This window comes from Cupriavidus sp. D384, from assembly GCF_001652915.1.
Classification (GTDB): Bacteria; Pseudomonadota; Gammaproteobacteria; order Burkholderiales; family Burkholderiaceae; genus Cupriavidus.
In genome coordinates, this window is the sequence record NZ_BBQI01000131.1 from 77,276 (window position 1) to 96,100 (window position 18,825).

The following is an 18,825-nucleotide window of genomic DNA, read 5'->3' on the forward strand; positions in this document are numbered from 1 at the left end:
GTAGACTGTATACCGAAATAGCCCACGAGACGCCTTCACCATGCTCCATGTCACTGATGCGATGATCGACCGCCACGTCACGGCCGCCGATGCCCAGGCCGCGATGCTCGAAGCCTTCCAGAGTTTCGGGCGCGGCGAGGCCGCCATGCAGGAACGCATCCGCACGGAAGCTGGCGGTGTGAAGCTTTCGACGCTGGGCGCGGTCATTCCGGCCCAGCAGGTGGCCGGCGCCAAGGTGTATACAACCATCGCCGGTCAGTTCTCTTTTGTCATCCTGCTGTTTTCGACGGTTGACGGGCGGCCGCTGGCCTCGTTCGATGCGGGCGCCATCACCCGCCTGCGCACCGCAGCCTGCACGGTGCTGGCCGCGCGCCAGCTGGCGCGCCCGGATGCCGAAACGCTGGCCTTGTTCGGCGCCGGCACTCAAGGTGTGCAGCATGCGCTGCAGCTGACCGCTGCGTTGCCGCTCAAGCGCATCCTGGTGTGCGATCCCTATGCCGATGCGGCGACGGCCGAGCGCCTGGCCGCGCAGTGCGGTATCCCGGTCTCCTTCGCCCAGCCCGAGGAAGCCGCGGCTGCGGCGGACATCATCGTGACGGCCTCGCGCTCCACCACACCGCTGTTTTCGGGCGCCATCGTCAAGCCCGGCACCTTCGTGGCCGCCATCGGTTCCAGCCTGCCGCATACCCGCGAACTCGACGACACGCTGCTGTCGCGCGCCGCCACGGTGGTGGTGGAGTGGCGGCCACAGTCGCTGCGCGAAGCCGGCGACCTGGTATTGGCCGACAAGGCCGTGCTGCCCGACGACAGGATCGTCGAACTGGCCGATGTACTACTGGGCGGAACCGACACGCGCGCCGCTCACCGGCATCCCGACGACATCGTGATCTACAAATCGGTCGGTGTCGGCCTGGAAGACGTGGCGCTGGCAGGCGTGGCCTGGCAACGCATTACTGCGGCGGAGGCTGCCGCCGCCTGATTTCGCACCACTGGAAGTCGCCGCGTGCGCGCGGTTTTTTTATCGCCTGAACGACGTTGTAGAAAGTATACAAATTCATTCCACCCCGAACGCAGACAAACAGGAGTCCCCAAAATGGCCGAACTGATGAACCGTGAAGAATTCCGCGCCGCCCTGGAAAACGCCATCAAAGGCAAGAGCGCCAACCAGGCGCCGTTCAGCAAGGCCTGGGCCAGCGGCACGCTGAGCCGCGAGCACCTGGCGCGCTGGGCCGAGAACCACTATCACTACGTGGGCCCGTTCGCCGACTACCTTGGCTATATCTACGCCCGCACGCCGGACCACATGACCGAGGCCAAGGACTTCCTGCTGGCCAACATGTACGAGGAAGAAATTGGCGGCGACCGCCACACCGACCTGCTGATCCGCTTTGCCGAAGCCTGCGGCACCACGCGCGAGCGGGTGGTGAGCCCGGACAACATGTCGCCCACCACGCGCGGCCTGCAAAGCTGGTGCTATGCCGTCGCCATGCGTGAAGACCCGGTGGTGGCCGTGGCCGGCCTGGTGGTGGGCCTGGAATCGCAGGTGCCGTCGATCTACCGCAAGCAAACCCCGACGCTGCGCGAGAAGTACGGCTTCACCGACGAAGAGGTGGAATTCTTCGACCTGCACATCGTGTCCGACGAAATCCACGGCGAACGCGGCTACCAGATCGTGCTGGAGCACGCCAACACGCCCGAGCTGCAGCAGCGCTGCCTGAAGATCTGCGAGATCGGCGCGCAGATGCGCCTGCTGTACACCACGGCGCTGTTCTACGACTACGTCGAGGCCAAGCCGGAAGCCGTCGCCGCCTGAGCGCCACGCCCAAGGCTTGCCGGACTTGGCGCGCGTGGCCGCGCCGGTTCGGCGTCTCTCCCCGAATCCAGAACAAGGCCCCCGCAAGATGACCGAGACGTACCGCAACTACATCGACGGCGAATGGTGCGATAGCGCCAGCGGCCGCACGCTCGACAACATCAACCCCGCCGACACGCGCGACATCGTCAGCCGCCACGCCGCCTCCGTCGCGCGCGACGCGGCCGCCGCCGTGGCCGCCGCCGCCGCCGCCTTCGACGGCTGGAAGAAAACGCCGATCGGCAAGCGCGCGAAGATCCTCAACGATGCCGCCGCCCACCTGGAAGCCAATGCCGACGCCATCGCCGCCGAACTGACGCGCGAGGAAGGCAAGGCGCTGAGCCTGGCACGCGACGAGATCATGCGTTCGGCGCAAACGCTGCGCTTCTACGCGGTGGAAGGCCAGACCTTCAGCGGCGAAAGCTATCCGAACGACGACCCGGACATGCTCGTGTACAGCCTGCGCGAGCCGCTGGGCGTGGTCACGGTGATCTCGCCCTGGAATTTCCCGGTATCGATCCCGGCGCGCAAGATCGCGCCGGCACTGATCACCGGCAACACCGTGGTATTCAAGCCGTCGTCCGACGCGCCGCTGTCCGGCTATCGACTGGCCGAGGCATTCGTCAAGGCCGGCATTCCCAAGGGCGTGCTCAACTTCCTGACCGGCAGCGCCGCCGAAGTGGGCCCGACCATCGTCGAATCGCGCGAAGTGCGCGCGGTATCGTTCACCGGATCGACGCAGGCCGGCGAGCAGATCCACAAGTCCGTGCCGATGACCACGCGCACGCAGATGGAACTGGGCGGCAAGAACCCGCTGATCGTGATGGAAGACGCCGATCTCGACCGCGCGGTGGATCTGGCTGTCAAGGGCGGGTTGTCGCTGTCGGGCCAGGCCTGCACCGGCACCAGCCGCATCCTGGTCATGCGCGAAGTCCGGCAGGCCTTCACCGACAAGCTCGTGGCCAAGGTGAAGACGCTGAAGATCGGCAGCGGCATGACGCCGGGCATGGATCTGGGCCCGCTTGCCACGCGCAAGCAGTTGCAGACCGTGCTGGGCTACATCGAGGCCGGCAAGCAGGAAGCGACCCTGCTGTGCGGCGGCGAACCGCTGACCGATGGCGATTTCGCCAATGGCTTCTACGTGGCACCGGCCGTGTTCACCGATGTCACGCAGTCCATGCGCATCGCCCGCGAGGAAATCTTCGGCCCGGTGCTGGCGATTATCGAAGTGGACAGCTACGCCGACGCCATTGCCAAGGCCAACGACACCGAGTACGGCCTGTCCGCCGCCATCGCCACGCGCAATCCGCGCTACATGCACGACTTTGCCCGCGACATCGAGTCGGGCACCGTGAAGATCAACCGCACCACCACCGGCAACCTGGTCAACGCACCGTTTGGCGGCCTGAAGCGGTCCAGCACGTCGACGTTCCGTGAATCGGGCCGCGCCGGGCTGGAGTTCTACACGCAGATCAAGACCGTCTACCAGGGCGTCTGAGCCCGGTTGCCTGACACAAGATTAAGGAAACAGCCATGAAGAAAGCCATCAAGCTTGAACTGAGGGAAGCGCGCCACATGGTGGCCGCGGCCGTGCGCAAGGCCGAGGAAATCGGCGTGCTGGAATCGGTCTGCATCGTGGACGACGGCGGCTACCCGCTGCTGCTCGAACGCATGGACGGCGCCCGCATCACCGGGCCGCAGATCGCCTGGAACAAGGCGTTCACCGCCGCCGGCCACAAGCGGTCCACCCACCTGTTCAATACCGCGCCGAACGGCCCGGCGCTGCCCGGCAATGAAGCGTTCGGCATCCAGTGGAGCTTCGACGGCAAGTTCGCCGTGTTCGTGGGCGGCTACCCGATCGTGGTCAATGGCGAAGTGATCGGCGGCGTCGGGCTGTCGGGGGGCAATGGCGAGCAGGACACCGCATGCGGCGTGGCCGCGCTCGAAGCGCTGCGCGACCTGCTGGCCGCCGAAGACCTGACCGTGCTGGCGCAGGCCGACATCAAGAAGTAAGCAAGGGGGAATCGTCATGTCCCATCGGGTCGAGATTGCGGAAACGCAGCAGGTATTCATGGTGGCGCCCGGTGAATCGGTGCTGGATGCCGCGCTGCGCTGCGGCGTGGAACTGGCGCATGAATGCACGTTCGGCGGCTGCGGCACCTGCCGCATGCGCGTGGTGCAGGGGTCGGTCTCGTACGAGGATTTTCCGATGGGACTGACCGAGGAAGAGCATGCCGAGGGCTTTGCGCTGGCATGCCAGGCGCGGCCCGACGGCGACCTCGTCATCAGCACTGCACGTGCCGCGGGCCCGCAGGTGCCGGCCCGCCGCGCCACGGCCACCGTGCTGTCGGTGGCCCCGCTCGGCCCCGACGTGCTGCATCTGCGCCTGGCGCTGCCCGGCGCCGACCCCTTCGCCTACGAGCCGGGCCAGTATCTGAAGGTGCTGCTGGAAGATGGCACGCATCGTAGTTTCTCCATGGCGTCGGCACCATCGGGCAACACCGTGGACTTCCACGTACGGAAGATCGCCGGCGGCCGCTTCACGTCCTCGCAGCTGCCGCAATTGCGGGCGGGCGACCAGCTTGAAGTGGAATTGCCGCATGGCAATTTCAGCCTGCGCAAGGAAGACTATCGGCCGCTGCTGATGGTGGCCACGGGCACCGGCCTGGCGCCGATCAAGAGCATGCTCGAATCGCTGATGGATGATCCCGACTGCCCGCCCGTCTGGCTTTACTGGGGCATGCGCTCGGCGGCGGACCTGTACCTGCACGACGAGATCGCCACCTGGGGCGAACGGCTCTACGACTTCCAGTACGTGCCGGTGCTGTCGCGCGCCGACGACAGCTGGCAAGGCCGCCGCGGCTACGTGCACGAGGCCGTGGCCGCCGACCTGGGCGACCTGTCGGAGCACGCCATCTACCTGTGCGGATCGCCGAACATGATCCACGACGCCAAGCAGACGTTCATGGTGCTGGGGGCACAGACGCCGTTCATGTATTCGGACGGCTTCACATTCCAGCACGCGGGAGGCTGAGCGGCCGGACAAGCCGAAAAAGGGCCGAACGTCACGCCGGTGGAATACCGGTAGATGTCTACCCTATGTCTTCATTCAGGAGGTGACGGTATACAATAGCGGCATTCACGCCGCGGCCCTTCGACCGCGGCCTATCACCGATATCCGACGGCCGATCCCGATCATGAACGACGCCACCGCTGCCCTGAAGCCGAGTCCGGACACCCCGGCCGCAAGCCTGGGCGCCCAGCATTCCCCCCTGTTCGCGCTGGTCACGGACACCCTGCGGCAACGCATCCTGGGCGGCCAGTACGAACAGGGCGAACGTCTGGTGGAAAACACGCTGTCCCTGGAACTGGGCGTATCGCGCATTCCGGTGCGCGAAGCGCTGCGGGCGCTGGCGGCCGAAGGGCTGGTGCGCATCGAGCCGCGCCGTGGCGCGTCGGTGGCACGGCTGTCGCCCAATATCGCACGCGAAATGGTGGAAGTGCGGGCCACGCTGGAAGGGCTCAATGCCAAGCTGGCGGCCCAGCGCCGCGACCCCGCGCTGATCGAGGAACTCGAAAAAGTGCTCACGGAAGGCAACAACGCCGTGAACAGCGGCCAGACCGAGCGCTTTGTCGAGCTGAATTCGCGGTTTCACGAAGTGCTGGGCAATATCGCCGCCAACAGCGTGCTGCAGGACATGATGCGGTCGTTGCGCGAGCGCACCGCCCTGCTGTTCGCGCCGGCCAACCTGAGCCGCGCACGCCTGAACTGGGACGAGCACGCGCAAATCCTGCAGGCCGTGATTGCGGGCGACGCCGACCTGGCATCGCTGCTGGCGACGCGGCACGTCTACAGCGCAGCCAAGGCCGTGGAGTCGATCAACGGTGCCGACGCGGCCGCGGACGCACAGACTTCCGCCTGACAGGCCTGCGCGCCGGCGGCCGTTCGCGCTGGCGCCCGCCCGACGCACAAACCCAGGCACCTCCGGACGCACCACTTCGAATCCGGCAATCCCTCGTTGCGCACCAGGAAATGGCGCAGTGCACCATCCGAGTGTATACTGTAGGCGTTTCTTAACCGCAATAGGGATCGACCATGAACTACCCGGATGCTTCGTACTTCGACCGTCCGGTGGGCGAGCAGCTTCTGAGCCACTTCGCACGCCGTGATGCCGTTCGTCATGCCACGCCGCTGCTGCCCCTCCGCTTCGCCGACCTGCTGGCACGGTTCCGCGGCAACGCCACACGCCACAAGACCGTGTAAGTTGCCCCCGGCACTCGGCCCAAAGAAAAAGCCGCCCAATCGGGCGGCCTTTTTTTGCCTGCCGGCGTGCTTTAGAGCGCGGACGGCGGCATCTCCACGCTGCCGAACTCGGCAGAGCGCGTGCCGCTGACCGGGCGGTTGCTGGCGCCAAAATAGGCAAACGCCACCGACAGCTTGACGGCCTCGGAATCGTTGCGGCCCGCCGCGTGAAACAGCCGGCTGTCGAACATCAGCACATCGCCGCGATGCAGGGCCAGCGGCATCACGCCTTTCAGCAGCACCTGACTGGCCGGATGCGCCTCGATCAGGAATTCGGCCGGGTCCAGCTGTGCCGGATCGAGCCTGGCGCGATGCGATCCCGGAATCACGCGCAGCACGCCGTTGCGCTCGTCCTCGTCGCCCAGCGCCAGCCACACGGTGACCAGATCCGGCTTCACGAACGACCAGTAGCGCGTGTCGCGATGCCAGCCGGTCTGGCTCCCGAAGTGCGGGTGCTTGGTCATCACGCAGTTGTGGTGGGCCAGCGTCAGGCGGGTGGGCTCGCCAAGCAGGGCCTCGACCGTCGCCACCAATTGCGGATGGCTGGCCCAGCGCCGGAACGCCTCGTCGCGGCCATACGCCTGGCGCAACCGCCGCACCGTATTGCCACCGGTGTCCTGGCGCGTGGCCGGGGCGCCCGGGTAGCCAAGATCGGCCTCGAATTCCACCGGCGGCACGGCTGCCGCCAGATGCTGGCGGGTCACGGTCTCCAGCGCCGCGCACGTGGCCTCGTTGGCAAAGTTGCGCAGCACGATATAGCCGCCCGCATGGAATTCGCGGGCCAGGCTGGCCAGCGCCGCCTGGTCGGCCAGCGGCGCGGAACAATCGAAATCAAGTGTGGCGGGCGCGCCAGACACGCGCGTTTGCGAGACAGTCATTGCAGCGGCTAGGACGATTCTGAAAAGTGGCAGGACGCCAACAGGTCGATGATGCCAGAACGCGCGAACTCCGGCGCGGCCGCCGCCCGATTCCGGTGCATTCGCGGACTGTCAGCCGCGTACAACCGTGCGGAAACCCACTGTCCGATGCGACCTCCACGCCGCTACAATGGCCGGACCCAGCCGGACCGAGCCGCACCCCGTCGTATCGCATCGTCATCGCCAACCCGCCATCGAGGCCGCCGAACGTGACTGCCAGACCCCGGATTACCACCTCGCTGGCCGAGGCCCAGAACCAGCTTGGCCGCATCGTGCTCGGCAAGCCGCGCCAGATACGGCTGGCGCTGGCGTGCATGCTGGCCGGCGGCCACCTGCTGCTGGAAGACGTGCCGGGCGTGGGCAAAACCACGCTCGCGCATGCGCTGGCGCAAACCCTGGGCCTGCAATACCAGCGCGTGCAATTCACCAGCGACCTGCTCCCGGCCGATCTGGTGGGCGTGTCGGTCTATATGCGCGACACCGGAAATTTCCGCTTCCACCGCGGCCCCGTGTTCGCCCAGCTGGTGCTGGCCGACGAGATCAATCGTGCCCCGCCCAAGACGCAGAGTGCGCTGCTCGAAGCCATGGCCGAACGCCAGGTCACGCACGACGGCGTGACCCACGCGCTGCCGGCACCGTTCTTCGTGATCGCCACCCAAAATCCGCTCGAACAGATCGGCACGCACGCGTTGCCCGAATCGCAGCTCGACCGCTTCACCATGCGCATCTCGCTGGGTTATCCGGACCCGGCCTTCGAGCGCGTGCTCTATCTGGGCGGCACCGCCGCGCAGGAAGCGTCGGCCGTCATGGATGCCGAACAGGTGCTGGCGCTCCAGGCTGCGGCCAGCCAGGTGTATGCCAGCCCGGCGCTGGTGGATTACGTGCTGGCGCTGGTACAGGCCACACGTGTGGAAGCCGGCTTCGTGGCCGGCTTGTCGCCGCGCGCCGGCCTGGCCCTGCTGGCCTGCGCACGTGCGTGGGCGTTGCTCGACCAGCGCGACATGGTGGTGCCGGAGGACGTGCAGGCGGTGTTCGCCGCCGTGGCCGCGCACCGGCTGCTGCCGGCCGGGCAGGCCGCCACCTCGCTGGATCGCCTGGTGGCAGGCGTGGCGATTCCCTGACGCAAGTCGCCCCTTCCCGCGTCGCGCATATCCACCATGCCACGTGCCCAGACGGCGTCGCGCCAGGCGCCCCATCCGCTGCCCAACGCGGCGCCCAACCCGGCGCCCAACGCGGCTGCCCACAGGGCTTCCGACCCCGGCCGCGCGCCGCAGGCCGGTGCGACCACGCCGCGCCCGCGCCGTCCCCGCAGACCCGTCAACGGCGTGGTCACGCTGGACCGGCGCCATCTCTATATCCTGCCCACCCGCAGCGGACTCGGCTTTGCCGTCCTGCTGATGGCAATGCTGACCACATCGCTGAACTACAACATCAGCCTGGGATTCGCGCTGACGTTCCTGCTGGTCGGCATCGGCATGTCCTGCATGTGGATGGCCTATCGCAACCTGCTCGACCTGGAAATCTCGGCGGGCCCGGTGTCGCCGCCGTTTGCCGGCGATGTGGCCGAGTTCGCGCTGCAGGTAGCCAATCATGATGGCGGAGCGCGCATCGGCGTCGAAGCCGTGGTGTCGCGCGGTGGCACGGCCGATGCCGCACCGGCGCTGACGCTCGATGGCCTGGGCCAGGGCGTGCTGGCCGTGCGCATGGACGCCCCCCGGCGCGGCCGGCTGGCGCTGCCGCGCGTCACCGTTTCCAGCCGCTTCCCGTTCGGGCTGTTCCGGGTCTGGAGTTATGCAGACTTCCCGGTCGCCACATGCGTCTACCCGGCACCGGATCGTCATGCGCCACCGCTGCCGGTGGTGGCCCAGCCCGACGCCGACAGCGACGATGGCGATCTCGGCGTGGTGTCGGACGACGGCATCGACCAGCTGCGCAAGTATCGTCCCGGCGATCCGCTCCATCGCATCGCCTGGAAGCACAGCGCGCGCACCGGCCGCTGGCTGAGCCGGACGGGCCAGGTGCCACGGCAACCGGGATGCTGGATCGACTGGGATTCGTTGCCCCTGACCATGGATACCGAGGCCCGCCTGTCGCGGCTGTGCGCATGGGTGCTGGCGGCCGGAGACCAGTTCGATATCGGCCTGCGGCTGCCCGGTGTGGAAATTCCGCCGGGTCATGGCGCGGCCCATCGCCGCGCCTGCCTGGAGGCACTGGCCATCTGGCCGGAGCGGCGCGCAGCATGAAGATATCGATGCCGCCCCGACCGCTGGGCCACCAGGAGCACGGCATGCTGATCGGCCAGCTGGCGCTGGTGCTGGTGCCGCAGGCACGCACGCTACCCGTGTCCGTCAGCGTGTTGCTGGTGTTGCTGCTGGCATGGCGCTGGCTGCTGTGGCGCCAGCGCGCACCATTGCCGTCCAAGCTGGTCGTCGGCACAACGGCGATGCTGGTGCTGCTGATTGCCGCAGCGCTGGTCTGGCGCGGCGGCGGCAGCTTCGGGCGCGAACTGTGCGTCGCGCTGCTGGCCGCATTCGTGATCCTCAAGCTCATGGAAACGCGTGCACTGGCCGATGCCACGCTGGTCACGCAGCTGTCGTTCTATCTGCTGCTGACGCTGTACCTGGAGGACCAGCCGTTCTGGCTGGCGCTCTACAGCATGGCGATCGGTGCCTGGATCCTGCGCAACTGGCTGCTGTTCCATCATCCCGAGGCCCGTGGGCGGCTGGCGATCTGGCCGCTGCTGGGCCGCATGGCGCTGTTCGGCCTGCCGTGGGCGCTGTTCCTGTTCGTGCTGTTTCCGCGACTCGATCATCCGCTCTGGCGCCTGCCGCAATCGGAGCCGGTCGGTCGCACCGGCATCAGCGACACGATGCGCCCCGGCAGCATCGGCGAACTGATCCGCTCGCCCGAGGTGGCTTTCCGCGCCGATATCGTTGGCGATCCGCTGCCCGCCAGTGCCCTGTACTGGCGGGCACGGGTGCTGTGGGACTATGACGGCCAGGCCTGGCGTCCCGATGACGCACCGCCCACGCGGCAGGCCGCAGGGCTGCGCGACGAGGGTGACGATGGCGACGAGGCCGCTGATCCAGCCGCTGCCGGTGCGCGCGAGTACAACGTCACGCTGGAAGCCACGCAGAAGAACTGGCTCTATCTGCTCGACCGTGGCGTGGCGGTGTCGGACGGCGTGGCCGCCCGGCACTCGGCAGACGGCGAGTTCTTTGCACGAAACCCGGTGGATCGGCCGCTGCGGTATCGCGCCCGGTCATGGCTGCAGGGCGTGCCGCAACCCCTCACCCGGCGCACCTTGCAGCTGTCGCTAAGGCTGCCGGACGGCAACCCGCGCAGCCGCGAGCTGGCCGCCGGCTGGCGGCAACGCTACGCCGACCCATGGCAGCGCGTGCAGGCGGCCATGCGGCTGTTTGCCGAAGCGCCATTCGCGTACACGCTGTCGCCGCCGCCACTGGGCAAGGCGCAGGTCGACACCTTCTTGTTCGACACACGGCGCGGCTTCTGCGAGCACTACGCCAGCAGTTTCGTCTTCCTGATGCGCGCCGCAGGCGTGCCCGCACGCGTGGTGATCGGCTACCAGGGCGGCGAATACAACCCGCTGGGCAAGCACTATGTCATCCGCCAGTCCGATGCCCACGCCTGGGCCGAGGTCTGGCTGCCCGAACGCGGCTGGGTGCGGGTGGACCCCACCAGCGCCGTGGCACCGAGCCGCGTGGAAAACGGCGTCGACGCGGCACTGGCGGGCGAGGATCTGGCTGCGCTGCGCCAACTCCGCGCGCCGGGATGGTTGCGGGACCTGCGCTGGGGCTTCGACGGCCTGACCTACAAATGGCAGCGCTGGGTACTCGAATACGACCGCGGACAACAGAATCGCCTGCTGGAACAGGCCGGTATGGGCAACCGCCTGCCACAGCTGCTGGCGGCCGGAATGGCCGTCCTGAGCCTGGCGGCACTGGTGCCAATGTGGCTGCGCCGCCGTCGCGTGGATCCGGTCCAGGCGCTCTACGATCAGTTCTGCGCCATGCTGGCACGCCACGGCATCGCACGCGGCATGGCGGAAGGGCCGCAGGCCTTCGCGACACGCGCCGAAAGCGCCTTGCCCCGCGCCGCCTTGGCAGTGCGAGCATTCACTGACCAATACGTGGCATGGCGCTATGGCGCGCCGGATACCACCACACAGGCCAGCGCCGTCGCACGGCTTCGCAAGGCGTTGCAGGATCTTGGCCGCAGCCTGCGCCAGAAACCGTTCTGACCCGAACCGCGGCTGATCGTCCGGCTGGCCGTCCACACCGTCCAGCCCGGCGACCTTGCCTGATGGGGCGCGGACGCATATAGTTTCATTCGTAACTATTTCCGATGAAACTAATATGTCGTTCGAACGCCGCATCGACCGTTTCTGCGCCGAGCACCCCGACGCGCCGCGCGACCTGATCCTGGCGTCGCGCCTGCTGCTGCGTTCGGCGCGGTTGCTGCGGCATCACATCGAGCGCGCGCTGGCACCTTTCGCACTGGACCTCAGCCAATATCTGGTGATCAGCATGCTGGCTATCGACGCGGACGAGCCGACCATGCCTTCGGAACTGGGCATGTCCATCGACGCGACGCGCACGCAGATGACGCGGCTGATCGATGGCCTGGCAGCACGCGGTCTGGTGCAGCGCAAGCCTTCCGAGCACGACCGCCGCAGCCTGGAGCTGACGCTTACGCCGGCGGCCCATGCGCTGCTGGAACGCGCCGCGCCCGCCGTGCATGCCGCCTACGGGCAGGCGTGGGCACCGCTGGGCCAGGCCGGGCTGGCTACGGCCACGCGCGACCTGGCCGCGCTGCATGAACATCTGGCCGCACTGGAGGCAGGCAAGCCGTGAGCACGCAGGTCAGCCCCTGGCACCGTTTGCGCGCCGGCATGCGCTGGCTGCGGTTGCTCAGCCATCGGCAGCGGCAGACGCTTGTCATGATGTTGCTGGGGCTGACCACGGGCGTCGAATTTCTGGAAAACATCATGTTCGTGTTTGCGTCGAGCCATATCGTCGGCGGCATCGACGCGGACCCGCGCAGCTTCGCGCTGGTGCAGGCCGCCTACGCGGTCGGCAGCATGATGATGATCCTCAAGCAGCAATGGCTGGCGCAGCGCTTTGGCTACCGGTACTACCTGACCGGATCGCTGCTGCTGTTCATGTCGGGCACGGTGGTGGCGGCGACCAGCACCGGCTTGCCACAGATGGTTGTCGCCCGTTTCATGCAGGGCGTGGGCGGCGGTGCGCTGTTCACGAGCTGCCGCATCCTGGTGAACGTGATGTTCACGCCGGCCGACCGGCCGCGCGCGTCGCGCCTGTTCATGCTCGGGATTTTTGGCGCATCGGCCATGGCACCGGCGTTTGCCGCCGAACTGGTGGAGCACGGCGTCTGGCAGGACGTGTTCTACGGCGTGCTGCCGTTTGGCGCCCTGGCCGCCCTGGGCACATGGCTGCTGTTGCCCGACGCCGAACCTCGGGCCGATCAGGAAGGGCCGGCGCTGGGTCCGCTGCTGCTGTTCGGCGTGGCGGTTGTCGCGCTGCAGGCCTCGATGACCGAGGCGCGTTTCGACATCTTTTCGCATCCGACGCGGGTGGTCGTGGCGGCGGCCGTGGCGCTGGCCTTGCTCGGCGTATTCCTATGGCAGCAGTGGCACCACGCCACGCCGGTACTGCACCTGCGCGCACTGAGACAGCCCGTGTACATGACGGGGCTGGGCATGTACTTCGTCTACTACATGATCAGCAACCTGAGCAGCTACGTGTTTCCGATCTATGCCGAGCAGGCGCTGCGCTTTCCGCTGGCCACCACCGGATGGCTCAACACGCTGGCCGCGCTGATCAGCCTGGCGGGCATCTGGATCTACCTGCGCGTGGCGCGCCGGCTCACCCACAAGAAGCCGGTAATGGTCACCGGCCTGCTGCTGATGGCCGCTGCCATGACGTTCTTCTCGTTCATGCCTCCGGACATCGCGCCGGCTGCGCTGGTGCCCGGGCTCGTCGCCAAGGGCCTGTTCGGCGTGATGGTCATCATCCCGATTGCCGGGCTGACCTTCCGCACGCTGAGCGGCGACGACTTTGCGCACGGCTACCGCAGCAAGAACCTGGTGCGGCAGATTGCCAGTTCGTTTGCGTCGTCGCTGGGCGCGGTGCTGTTGCAGAACCGGCAGTTCGCGGTGCATACGAGCCTGGTGCATGCCATCGGCCAACGTCCCGCCGAGGCCGAGAGCTGGATGCACACTGCGCAGTCGCTGCTGGCCGCACGCGGTTTCGATGCCGGGCAGGCACATGCGGGCGCATTGGCGCAAATGGCCGCGATCGTCGATCAACAGGCGCGGCTGATTGCCTGCGAGGATCTCTATCGATTGATTGCCGCGATCGCGCTGGTGGCTGCGGTCTTCATGCTTGTGCAACGCCGGCTGGACTAGCCTCAAAACATCAAGACGCCGTTTCCCGGCGAAGGAAGTCGGGACATCGGCGTGAGGCAGCTGGCAGAGCAAAGCCCGCGAACCGCGTCCGAAGAACAGCCACGTCGCCCGCCTCAATCATCGACGCAGCCATCGACATGGCCTTCGTCCGCTTTCCTCGAGCGCTTCGCCACGTGCGACTACCCAGCGTCGTCAACCCACTACACCGCGGGCATCTACCGGATCCGCATCGGCAGCTAGGCAGACGCTTCGACGTATTGGAACACGCCGCGTTGAGGCTTTTTTTTCGGAACACTTGCGCATTGCGCAGCGCAAAGCATTTCGTAGTCTTGCGATTTACGCCTCCTTGCAACTACACAAGAATAGGCAACTCATGAATGCGTTTGATAATCATTCGCATTTAGACGAATTGCTATAGGGACATTGGCACTATGTGCTTGTTAATAATGCAAAGGAAGATTAAATGAACAACATTCTGAAAAGCCGGGCAACCGCAATATCCGGAGGAGGAGTTGGAATGGTCACTTTTTTGATGCTGTTTCGAGGAAAAATTGATTTAACCGGAGACCCCGCGAAAGTTTTGGATATGACCCTCGCTATATCGGTCGCTATATTTTTTCTGATGTTCACAGCGGCGATCTCGGTTGGTGCAACGACCCACCACAAGCCTAGTTCCTCTTGGAATAGACATGGGTGGATGAAAATAATGCTGTCGCTACTGACACTAGGAATGATAATTGCGATGGGCTTACGGATTATGAAATTTTCAGAAACGGAAACTGTAATACCAATTGCAGTTGCTACGTTGGGCGTATTAACGACAGCTGCTGGATGTGTGGTTTCGTATTTTTCAATGGCACGTAGTTTTTAGGACGAAACAATATGAGAGAGCTCAGTCTTCAAGACAGTCATGCAGGACGATCAACTGCTTGCTGGATCTTTGAGCGAGAACATCGCCGGATTTGATCCCGATGCCTGCCAGAACCAGATCGAGGAAGCCGCAACCATCGCGCGGATCCACGGCGCTATCATGCGAATGCCGATGGGATATCACACTCCAGTAGCGGAACTCGGCGCTGGGTTATCGGGCGGCCAACGGCAGAGAACACTTCTGGCCCGCGCGCTCTACAGAAAACCCCGCATTCTGGCTTTGGACGAAGCAACGAGCCACTTGGACTTCCATAGCGAGCAGCATATCGTTCAATCCCTCCACGAAATGAAGATGACCCGCATCACGATCGCACATCGACGGGAGACCGTTGCGTTTGCACAGCGCATTGTCTGTCTCGAAAAAGGGGCAGATTGTGGAAGATATCCGGGTCACGTGAAGCGGCTAGGTATGACTTTCAATGCAGCGCGGGAGGAAATACTGGCGGGACGCTGGCGACAGCGCGGCAATGGCGGCGGTCAGGCCATCGCGGAGAGCATGCATGCCCTGTGTCAGGCATGCGGTTCAGTCACGGACTGTTTGGCGGAATCGTTGAACCGCCAGCTTCAGAACAACGTCAGCTGGCGCATGCCGAAGCCAACCGTTTCTTCCACGCGAGCGCGTGCATGCACAAGCGAACCCTCGGCACCGGAATAGTTGCCGGCCGCCCAGTGGTAGACCACGGGCAGGTCGCCGCGATCGGACAAGCGGACTTCGCCGAGCTTGTCGCCACGTTCGTTACGGTAGTAGTGGGATCGGTAGCCGCGCTCCCAGTGGGGCGGGACTTCCTTCTTGCGCCGACGCGCCGTCGCCTTTCTGGCAACTGGCGTCAAGCGCCTCGCCAGATCGGTGCCCGGCGAGCTGGGGGCGCGGGTGAAATCCAACTGCATAGACTTCCTTCTTCTGTCGATTCAGCAAGAACCAGAGATGGTGACGTGAGTCACCACACGCTTCATGCATCGCAGTCGAGATGATACCCGTTCAAACGTGTCTTTGGGGCGTTTTGTCGCCCGGAATTCCGCTCCTGGCAAGGGTTTGCGGGCGTATACGCGTATACGTATACGCCCCTCGGATGCCGTTCGTATACCTGTCGTATACGCGTTTTGCGCAGCGTAAACCGCTTAGCCGCCGGCGGTCAGCCAAGGTCGAGCGGAATGAAGATACGCGCGTCGTCACGCTGCACCAGCAAGGCCACCTGCTTGCCCGATTTCGACACCAGCGAACGCAGTTGTTCGGCCGACGAAATCGGCGTGCCGTTGAGCGACAGGATGACATCGCCGGGCTGGATGCCGACACGCGCGGCCGGACCCGCCACGTCTTCAACGACCAGGCCGCCGTCGATGCCGCTGTCGCGCTTTTCGGCAGGCGTCAGCGGGCGCACGGCAAGACCCAGACGGCCACCCGCTTCGCCACCGCTCTTGCCCTGGGCCACGGCGCTTTCCTTCACGGCACCGATCTTCACGCTCAGCGTGAGCGGTTCGCCCTTGCGAATCACCTTGACGTCGGTCTTGGTGCCGGGCTGCATGTCGGCCACGTGCTCGGGCAGATCGCCGGAATGGTCGATCACGTCATTGCCAAGTTGCACGATCACGTCGCCGGGCTTCAGGCCGGCCTGCGCGGCAGGGCTGTCCGGTTCCACGGAATTCACCAGCGCGCCCGCCGGTTTCGGCAGCTTGAACGACTGCGCCAGCGCCTGGTTGACTTCCTGCACCGAGATGCCCAACCGGCCGCGCGTGACCTTGCCGTGCGCCACGAGCTGCTGCTCGACCTTCTTCGCCACGTCGATCGGAATCGCGAACGACAAGCCCTGGTAGCCGCCGGTCTGGCTGTAGATCTGCGAATTGATCCCGATGACCTCGCCGCGCTGGTTGAACAGCGGACCGCCCGAGTTACCCGGATTCACGGCCACATCGGTCTGGATGAACGGCACATAGGTGTCATCCGGCAGCGAACGCGACTTGGCGCTGACAATGCCGGCCGTGACGGTGTTCTCGAAACCATAGGGCGAACCGATCGCCAGCACGGGTTCGCCAACACGAATCTTCGACGGATCGCCCAGTCGTACCGTCGGCAGGTCCTTGGCATCGATGCGGATCACGGCAATGTCGCTCTGCGGATCGCTGCCCAGCACCTTGGCCTTGAATTCGCGCCGGTCGGTCAGCTTGACGGTGACCTCCGTTGCGTTGTCTACGACGTGGGCGTTGGTGAGAATCAGGCCGTCGGGGCTGACGATAAAGCCCGAGCCCAGCCCTTTCACCAGTTGCGGCTGCTGGCTCTGCGGCCCCTGGAACTGCGGGCCAAAACGCTTGAAGAACTGGAACAGCGGATCGTCAGGGTCCATGCCACCCGACGGCATTTGCGCCGAGGTGCGCTGCGCGCGGGCCGTCACGCTGATGTTGACGACCGCAGGGCCATATTGATCGACAATGCCCGAGAAATCCGTCGGCGTCGCCACGGCCGTGGCGGAGGCAACGGCCGGCGTCGGCGCCGCATAGCCGGGCGTGATCGCGTCCTTCTGGAGATAGGCGTATCCGCCGGCCAGGGCAGCAAGCGCAGCGACACCGACAGCGGAACGAGCGAGAGTCTGGCGAATCATGGTGCTTTCCTTTCTGGATGATGGACAGCGCCGGGGTTGGCGCGACAGGATCATCCTAAGCAGCCACACTTAAACCAGACTTAAGGGTTGTACGAAGGTCGTACGGGGTCAGCCTTTGATCCTCTTTGATCTGCCACGGCCTCCCCCTATCCTCTATAGGGTCAATGCAAAATTTATCTTGCACACAATTTAATTGTGTATAAGATATATCCATGACGACGCAAACGACGACCCCTTCCAGGACAGATGACTGGCTGCAGCTGGATCAACAGCTCTGTTTTGCGCTGTATTCGACGTCGCTGGCGATGACCAAGGTCTACAAGCCCATTCTGAGTGAGCTTGGACTTACTTATCCGCAGTACTTGGTCATGCTGGTGCTGTGGGAGCACGATGAGGTGAGCGTTTCGGAACTGGGCGGGCGGCTGACGCTCGATTCGGGAACGTTGACCCCGTTGCTGAAGCGGCTGGAATCGGCGGGATTGGTGCGCCGTGGACGCGACGCCGAAGACGAGCGTCGTGTTCTGGTCAGTTTGACGGATGCCGGCCGCAGCTTGCGCAGTGACGCTGCAAGCATTCCGGAAAGGTTGTTGTGCGCGATGCAGTGTTCCGTGGAAGAGATCCAGGCCCTGACATCGCGACTTCATGACTTACGGTCGACGCTGGAATCAGCACGATCGGAAGATTAACGGCCGGCCTGCTCGGCATCTTGGAACTGCTGCCCGCCCCCGGGCAAACCTTAGGAGAGTGCAAATGAAACTGGAAAAAGTCCTGTACACCGCCCACGCATCCGCAACCGGTGGCCGCGATGGCCGCGCCACGACTTCCGATGGTCAACTGGACGCCAAGCTGGCTGTGCCCAAGGAAATGGGCGGCGCCGGCAACGGCCTGAATCCGGAGCAACTGTTTGCCGCAGGTTACTCGGCATGTTTCCTCGGCGCGATTCGCTTCGTCGCCGGCCAGCAGAAGATTACGGTGTCGCCCGACGCCAAGATCGAAGGCGCGGTCGGCATCGGCCAGATCCCGCAGGGCTTTGGTATCCAGGTGGAACTGAAGATCTCGCTGCCGGGCATGGAGAAGGAAGCCGCCCAGAAGCTGGTGGAAGCTGCCCACCAGGTATGCCCGTACTCGAACGCCACGCGCGGCAATATCGACGTGAATCTGATCGTGGTCTGATTAGGCCTGATCGGGAAAAGAGAACGCCGGCCCATTGGGCCGGCGTTTTTTATGGCAAATCAGCTATCGCAGCGTCGTCAGTTTGCTGCAGCGTCGCGCACATCGCACGTTTTTGGGCGGCGGACATCCGCTTGGTGCGGATTTCCGCCTTGAGTGCTTCGGATTTATTGGGGTAGGCCAACCATCCAAGAAGTCGCAACGGCTTGCGAGCGCGCGTATATTTGGCACCAATTCCGGCCACATGCTGGGCATATCGACGCTGAACATCGGTCGTCACACCGGTATAGATCGAATTGCCCTCGCATTCGAGCAGATAGAGAAACCAGGGGGTATCCGTGCTGGCCTCGACATCCGTGTTGGTGTCGGCAGCGGCGCTGGCGTCGTCGGAGGGAAGTGTGGCGGCAGTCATGTCAGCGCCGATGATACGCGCGCAATCCGGCCTTTGCACCGGGGCAGGAAGGGAGATGGAACCGAAAGGCGACGGCCATTTCGCCATCCCAGCGCGCGATCGCATTTCATTCGCGCCAAAGCAAAACCCCCAAGCTTTCGGGCTTGGGGGTTCTGGGTATAAGAGCCTGGCGATGACCTACTTTCACACGGGTAGTCCG

The 18,825-nt window shown here is 65.0% G+C and carries 20 protein-coding genes; 16 read left to right on the forward strand and 4 right to left on the reverse strand.

Translation table 11 applies throughout. From position 1 onward, the window contains the following. Positions 1–40: 40 nt before the first annotated feature. From A9J21_RS30075 to A9J21_RS32150, 7 genes are all read left to right on the forward strand, one after another. Complete coding sequence (locus A9J21_RS30075; RefSeq protein WP_066742768.1) at positions 41–979, forward strand: ornithine cyclodeaminase family protein; 939 nt, start codon at positions 41–43, stop codon at positions 977–979. A gap of 114 nt (positions 980–1,093) precedes the next feature. Next, on the forward strand, positions 1,094–1,813 hold the full coding sequence (locus A9J21_RS30080; protein ID WP_066742770.1) for a TenA family transcriptional regulator: 720 nt from the start codon (positions 1,094–1,096) through the stop codon (positions 1,811–1,813). Between the two features lie 88 nt (positions 1,814–1,901). Then, entirely contained in the window at positions 1,902–3,350 is a 1,449-nt protein-coding gene (locus A9J21_RS30085; RefSeq protein ID WP_066742773.1) for an aldehyde dehydrogenase family protein, read from the forward strand. Positions 3,351–3,385: 35 nt separating this feature from the next. Then, positions 3,386–3,865, forward strand: coding sequence for a heme-binding protein (locus A9J21_RS30090; protein ID WP_029050819.1), 480 nt, complete (start codon positions 3,386–3,388; stop codon positions 3,863–3,865). 16 nt (positions 3,866–3,881) lie between these two features. After that, complete coding sequence (locus tag A9J21_RS30095) at positions 3,882–4,886, forward strand: 2Fe-2S iron-sulfur cluster-binding protein (RefSeq protein ID WP_066742776.1); 1,005 nt, start codon at positions 3,882–3,884, stop codon at positions 4,884–4,886. 163 nt (positions 4,887–5,049) lie between these two features. After that, positions 5,050–5,775 carry a GntR family transcriptional regulator gene (locus A9J21_RS30100; protein WP_066742779.1) on the forward strand — a complete coding sequence of 242 codons (726 nt, stop codon included), beginning with the start codon at positions 5,050–5,052 and terminating at the stop codon, positions 5,773–5,775. Between the two features lie 173 nt (positions 5,776–5,948). Beyond that, positions 5,949–6,116 (forward strand): hypothetical protein, encoded by a 168-nt coding sequence (locus A9J21_RS32150; RefSeq protein ID WP_197497597.1) that lies wholly within the window; start codon positions 5,949–5,951, stop codon positions 6,114–6,116. A 71-nt stretch (positions 6,117–6,187) separates the two neighbouring features. On the opposite strand, the gene A9J21_RS30105 is transcribed toward A9J21_RS32150, so the two are convergent. Then, positions 6,188–7,033, reverse strand: coding sequence for a phytanoyl-CoA dioxygenase family protein (locus tag A9J21_RS30105; protein ID WP_066742789.1), 846 nt, complete (start codon positions 7,031–7,033; stop codon positions 6,188–6,190). A 248-nt stretch (positions 7,034–7,281) separates the two neighbouring features. On the opposite strand from A9J21_RS30105, the gene A9J21_RS30110 reads away from it, so the two are divergent. The 7 genes from A9J21_RS30110 (at position 7,282) to A9J21_RS32750 (ending at position 15,105) form a co-directional block, all read left to right on the forward strand. After that, the gene (locus tag A9J21_RS30110) at positions 7,282–8,193 is read left to right on the forward strand and encodes a MoxR family ATPase (protein ID WP_066742792.1); all 912 of its coding nucleotides are present in this window, start codon (positions 7,282–7,284) and stop codon (positions 8,191–8,193) included. A gap of 36 nt (positions 8,194–8,229) precedes the next feature. Beyond that, on the forward strand, positions 8,230–9,315 hold the full coding sequence (locus A9J21_RS30115; protein ID WP_082926702.1) for a DUF58 domain-containing protein: 1,086 nt from the start codon (positions 8,230–8,232) through the stop codon (positions 9,313–9,315). Next, positions 9,312–11,333, forward strand: coding sequence for a DUF3488 and DUF4129 domain-containing transglutaminase family protein (locus A9J21_RS30120; protein WP_197497598.1), 2,022 nt, complete (start codon positions 9,312–9,314; stop codon positions 11,331–11,333). Before A9J21_RS30115 ends, A9J21_RS30120 begins: the two co-directional genes overlap by 4 nt. Before the next feature lie 115 nt (positions 11,334–11,448). After that, a complete protein-coding gene (locus tag A9J21_RS30125) occupies positions 11,449–11,946 on the forward strand; it encodes a MarR family winged helix-turn-helix transcriptional regulator (protein ID WP_066742795.1) in 498 nt (165 codons plus the stop codon). A gap of 38 nt (positions 11,947–11,984) precedes the next feature. Then, on the forward strand, positions 11,985–13,520 hold the full coding sequence (locus A9J21_RS30130) for an MFS transporter (protein ID WP_066742847.1): 1,536 nt from the start codon (positions 11,985–11,987) through the stop codon (positions 13,518–13,520). Positions 13,521–13,983: 463 nt separating this feature from the next. Further along, complete coding sequence (locus tag A9J21_RS31840; protein WP_156546367.1) at positions 13,984–14,391, forward strand: hypothetical protein; 408 nt, start codon at positions 13,984–13,986, stop codon at positions 14,389–14,391. A 39-nt stretch (positions 14,392–14,430) separates the two neighbouring features. Next, on the forward strand, positions 14,431–15,105 hold the full coding sequence (locus tag A9J21_RS32750; protein WP_082926703.1) for an ATP-binding cassette domain-containing protein: 675 nt from the start codon (positions 14,431–14,433) through the stop codon (positions 15,103–15,105). Here the strand turns inward: A9J21_RS32750 and A9J21_RS30135 are convergent. Continuing rightward, the gene (locus A9J21_RS30135) at positions 15,015–15,338 is read right to left on the reverse strand and encodes a hypothetical protein (protein WP_066742797.1); all 324 of its coding nucleotides are present in this window, start codon (positions 15,336–15,338) and stop codon (positions 15,015–15,017) included. The genes A9J21_RS32750 and A9J21_RS30135 overlap by 91 nt on opposite strands. A gap of 245 nt (positions 15,339–15,583) precedes the next feature. Then, on the reverse strand, positions 15,584–17,044 hold the full coding sequence (locus A9J21_RS30140; RefSeq protein WP_066742799.1) for a DegQ family serine endoprotease: 1,461 nt from the start codon (positions 17,042–17,044) through the stop codon (positions 15,584–15,586). A 212-nt stretch (positions 17,045–17,256) separates the two neighbouring features. On the opposite strand from A9J21_RS30140, the gene A9J21_RS30145 reads away from it, so the two are divergent. Beyond that, positions 17,257–17,730: a MarR family winged helix-turn-helix transcriptional regulator gene (locus tag A9J21_RS30145; RefSeq protein WP_066742801.1), complete on the forward strand. Its 474-nt coding sequence runs from the start codon at positions 17,257–17,259 to the stop codon at positions 17,728–17,730. Positions 17,731–17,794: 64 nt separating this feature from the next. After that, complete coding sequence (locus A9J21_RS30150) at positions 17,795–18,217, forward strand: organic hydroperoxide resistance protein (RefSeq protein ID WP_066742803.1); 423 nt, start codon at positions 17,795–17,797, stop codon at positions 18,215–18,217. Between the two features lie 49 nt (positions 18,218–18,266). Here the strand turns inward: A9J21_RS30150 and A9J21_RS30155 are convergent, their stop codons facing one another. Continuing rightward, the gene (locus A9J21_RS30155; protein ID WP_066742850.1) at positions 18,267–18,626 is read right to left on the reverse strand and encodes a GIY-YIG nuclease family protein; all 360 of its coding nucleotides are present in this window, start codon (positions 18,624–18,626) and stop codon (positions 18,267–18,269) included. Positions 18,627–18,825 lie beyond the last annotated feature (199 nt).

What these genes read in the sequence shown, in the direction of transcription:
- A9J21_RS30075 (WP_066742768.1), top strand. Translation starts at nt 41, where the DNA reads ATGCTCCATGTCACTGATGCGATGATCGACCGCCACGTCACGGCCGCC.
- A9J21_RS30080 (WP_066742770.1), top strand. Translation starts at nt 1,094, where the DNA reads ATGGCCGAACTGATGAACCGTGAAGAATTCCGCGCCGCCCTGGAAAAC.
- A9J21_RS30085 (WP_066742773.1), top strand. Translation starts at nt 1,902, where the DNA reads ATGACCGAGACGTACCGCAACTACATCGACGGCGAATGGTGCGATAGC.
- A9J21_RS30090 (WP_029050819.1), top strand. Translation starts at nt 3,386, where the DNA reads ATGAAGAAAGCCATCAAGCTTGAACTGAGGGAAGCGCGCCACATGGTG.
- A9J21_RS30095 (WP_066742776.1), top strand. Translation starts at nt 3,882, where the DNA reads ATGTCCCATCGGGTCGAGATTGCGGAAACGCAGCAGGTATTCATGGTG.
- A9J21_RS30100 (WP_066742779.1), top strand. Translation starts at nt 5,050, where the DNA reads ATGAACGACGCCACCGCTGCCCTGAAGCCGAGTCCGGACACCCCGGCC.
- A9J21_RS32150 (WP_197497597.1), top strand. Translation starts at nt 5,949, where the DNA reads ATGAACTACCCGGATGCTTCGTACTTCGACCGTCCGGTGGGCGAGCAG.
- A9J21_RS30105 (WP_066742789.1), bottom strand. Translation starts at nt 7,033, where the DNA reads ATGACTGTCTCGCAAACGCGCGTGTCTGGCGCGCCCGCCACACTTGAT.
- A9J21_RS30115 (WP_082926702.1), top strand. Translation starts at nt 8,230, where the DNA reads ATGCCACGTGCCCAGACGGCGTCGCGCCAGGCGCCCCATCCGCTGCCC.
- A9J21_RS30120 (WP_197497598.1), top strand. Translation starts at nt 9,312, where the DNA reads ATGAAGATATCGATGCCGCCCCGACCGCTGGGCCACCAGGAGCACGGC.
- A9J21_RS30125 (WP_066742795.1), top strand. Translation starts at nt 11,449, where the DNA reads ATGTCGTTCGAACGCCGCATCGACCGTTTCTGCGCCGAGCACCCCGAC.
- A9J21_RS30130 (WP_066742847.1), top strand. Translation starts at nt 11,985, where the DNA reads ATGCGCTGGCTGCGGTTGCTCAGCCATCGGCAGCGGCAGACGCTTGTC.
- A9J21_RS31840 (WP_156546367.1), top strand. Translation starts at nt 13,984, where the DNA reads ATGAACAACATTCTGAAAAGCCGGGCAACCGCAATATCCGGAGGAGGA.
- A9J21_RS32750 (WP_082926703.1), top strand. Translation starts at nt 14,431, where the DNA reads ATGCAGGACGATCAACTGCTTGCTGGATCTTTGAGCGAGAACATCGCC.
- A9J21_RS30135 (WP_066742797.1), bottom strand. Translation starts at nt 15,338, where the DNA reads ATGCAGTTGGATTTCACCCGCGCCCCCAGCTCGCCGGGCACCGATCTG.
- A9J21_RS30140 (WP_066742799.1), bottom strand. Translation starts at nt 17,044, where the DNA reads ATGATTCGCCAGACTCTCGCTCGTTCCGCTGTCGGTGTCGCTGCGCTT.
- A9J21_RS30145 (WP_066742801.1), top strand. Translation starts at nt 17,257, where the DNA reads ATGACGACGCAAACGACGACCCCTTCCAGGACAGATGACTGGCTGCAG.
- A9J21_RS30150 (WP_066742803.1), top strand. Translation starts at nt 17,795, where the DNA reads ATGAAACTGGAAAAAGTCCTGTACACCGCCCACGCATCCGCAACCGGT.
- A9J21_RS30155 (WP_066742850.1), bottom strand. Translation starts at nt 18,626, where the DNA reads ATGACTGCCGCCACACTTCCCTCCGACGACGCCAGCGCCGCTGCCGAC.